The 2,389-nt window shown below is 45.8% G+C and carries 2 protein-coding genes and 1 pseudogene; all 3 read right to left on the bottom strand.

The features are described 5' to 3' along the window. On the bottom strand, positions 1–1,326 hold a 1,326-nt coding region (gene glmU / locus B3182_RS08280; protein WP_292752305.1), incomplete at its 3' end, for a bifunctional UDP-N-acetylglucosamine diphosphorylase/glucosamine-1-phosphate N-acetyltransferase GlmU. Between the two features lie 97 nt (positions 1,327–1,423). Then, positions 1,424–1,846 (bottom strand): F0F1 ATP synthase subunit epsilon, encoded by a 423-nt coding sequence (locus tag B3182_RS08275; RefSeq protein ID WP_292358477.1) that lies wholly within the window; start codon positions 1,844–1,846, stop codon positions 1,424–1,426. 18 nt (positions 1,847–1,864) lie between these two features. After that, positions 1,865–2,389 (bottom strand): annotated as a pseudogene (locus B3182_RS08270) (F0F1 ATP synthase subunit beta); the annotation flags it as partial.

Here is a 2,389-nt window from a genome sequence, read left to right as displayed (position 1 = left end):
CTTCTGCTCCGACTTAGTCAACGTCAACGAATCTGCAGGTGCCGTTTTCCGAATCGTTGATCCAGCCCCAATCGTCGCCCCATCCTCAACAGTGACAGGCGCAACTAACTGCGTATCCGATCCCACAAACACCCGATCACCAATTACAGTACGATGTTTATTCGCCCCATCATAGTTACAGGTTATTGTACCTGCCCCAATATTTACATCTGCCCCCATATCCGTATCACCGATATAACTGAGATGATTGATTTTAGAACCTAAACCAATATTGGCATTTTTAACTTCCACAAAGTTACCGACTTTGGCTTTGGCGGCGAGCTTGGTGCCGGGACGTAGTCTGGCAAAGGGTCCTACTGAGCAGTTAGTACCCACTTCGGCATTTTCGATAATGCTGTTTGGCAGGATTTCCGCCCCTTCATGGATGGTGCTATTAATAAGAATGCAGTTGGCACCGATGCTGACATTATCGGCGATGGTATTATTGCCTTCGAAAATCACGTTGATATCGATGGTGATATCCTGTCCTGCTTTGATATCTCCACGGATATCCACCCGTGCCGGATCACGGAAAGTGACACCTGACATCATCAATTCTGTTGCTTTGAGCTGCTGATAATAACTTTCAACCTCAGCCAGCTGCACGCGATTATTGATACCAGCCACTTCCATTTCATCTTCACAGGTGACTGAGTTAATTTCGATGCCCTGATTAACCGCTTTGGCAATCAAATCGGTCAGATAGTATTCACCCTGGGTATTATTGTTATCGAGCTGTGATAAGGCTTCGGTGAGCCACTTAGCCGGAATACACATAATGCCGGTGTTGATTTCATTGATTAGTTTGGTTTCTTCGTCGGCATCTTTTTCTTCGGTGATACACAACATATTGTCATCATAATCACGAACAATACGGCCATAGCCGGTGGGATCTTCCAATATCGCTGTCAGTACTTTCAGGCTGTTGTTATCACCAGATTCAATCAAATCCTGTAGCGTATCCGCTGTGATCAACGGTACATCACCGTATAACACCAACACCTGTTCACTGTTAACAAAGCTGGCTTTGGCCTGCTCTACTGCGTGACCGGTGCCTTTTTGTTCATGCTGCATCACAACATCGATTTGCTGATTTTGCAGGAACGGCACGACTTCGTCAGCACCATTACCAGAGACTACGGCTAACTGGCTTGGAGAAAGCTGTTTAGCGGTATCAATGACGTGTTGTAACATGGGTTTACCCGCCAGGGTGTGCATCACCTTGGGTTTGGCGGATTTCATGCGGGTGCCTTTACCGGCAGCGAGAATAATAATAGCCAGAGACATAATGGAGATTCCTTGTAACAGCTTTGTAGTTTAGCAAAGACCTGGAAACAAAAAAGGCCGTCCGAAGACAGCCTTTTTTGGGTCATCACTTTCGTGATTAATGCTTACGTGTTTTACGTGCTCTTTCAATGGCGCGTAACTGTGCCATTGCTTCTGCCAATTGAACTTGTGCTTCAGCAAAGTCCAGTTTAGCAGATTTATCATTTAGCGCTTTTTCAGCTGCTGCTTTGGCTTCCAAAGCAGCGGCTTCATTAACGTCATCAGCGCGTAATGCGGTATCGGCCAGAATAGTGACGATGTGTGGCTGAACTTCTAAAATGCCACCGGAAATATAAAACTGCTCTTCCTTACCATCTTTCAGTAAACGCACTTCGCCGGCTTTTAAACGTGTCAGCAATGGAGCGTGACGTGGGTAAATACCCACCTCACCCTCTTGTGCCGAGGCAATTACCGCTTCTACCAATCCAGAATAAATGGATTCTTCAGCACTTACGATGTCAACATGAATTGTCATAGCCATCAGCTACCTCCCAAGAGATTAGTACTTTTTGGCTTTCTCAATCGCTTCATCAATGGTGCCAACCATGTAGAACGCTTGTTCTGGCAGTGAATCATATTCACCATCCAGAATGCCACGGAAACCAGCCAAGGTATCTTTCAGTGAAACGTATTTACCTGGTGCACCGGTAAATACTTCAGCAACGAAGAATGGCTGTGACATGAAACGCTGAATTTTACGAGCACGTGATACAGACAGTTTGTCTTCTTCAGACAATTCATCCATACCCAGGATCGCGATAATATCTTTCAGTTCTTTATAACGTTGCAGCGTGTTTTGAACACCACGGGCAATATCATAATGCTCGTTACCAACAACCAATGGATCCAATTGACGTGATGTTGAGTCAAGTGGGTCAATCGCAGGGTAGATACCCAATTCAGCAATTGAACGTGACAGTACAACTGTTGCGTCCAAGTGAGCGAATGTTGTTGCAGGAGATGGGTCAGTCAAGTCATCCGCAGGTACGTATACGGCCTGAACGGAGGTAATGGAACCGGTCTT

Source organism: Methylophaga sp. UBA4204, from assembly GCF_002379485.1.
Lineage (GTDB): Bacteria > Pseudomonadota > Gammaproteobacteria > Nitrosococcales > Methylophagaceae > Methylophaga.
This window is presented reverse-complemented; position numbering and strand designations above follow the sequence as displayed.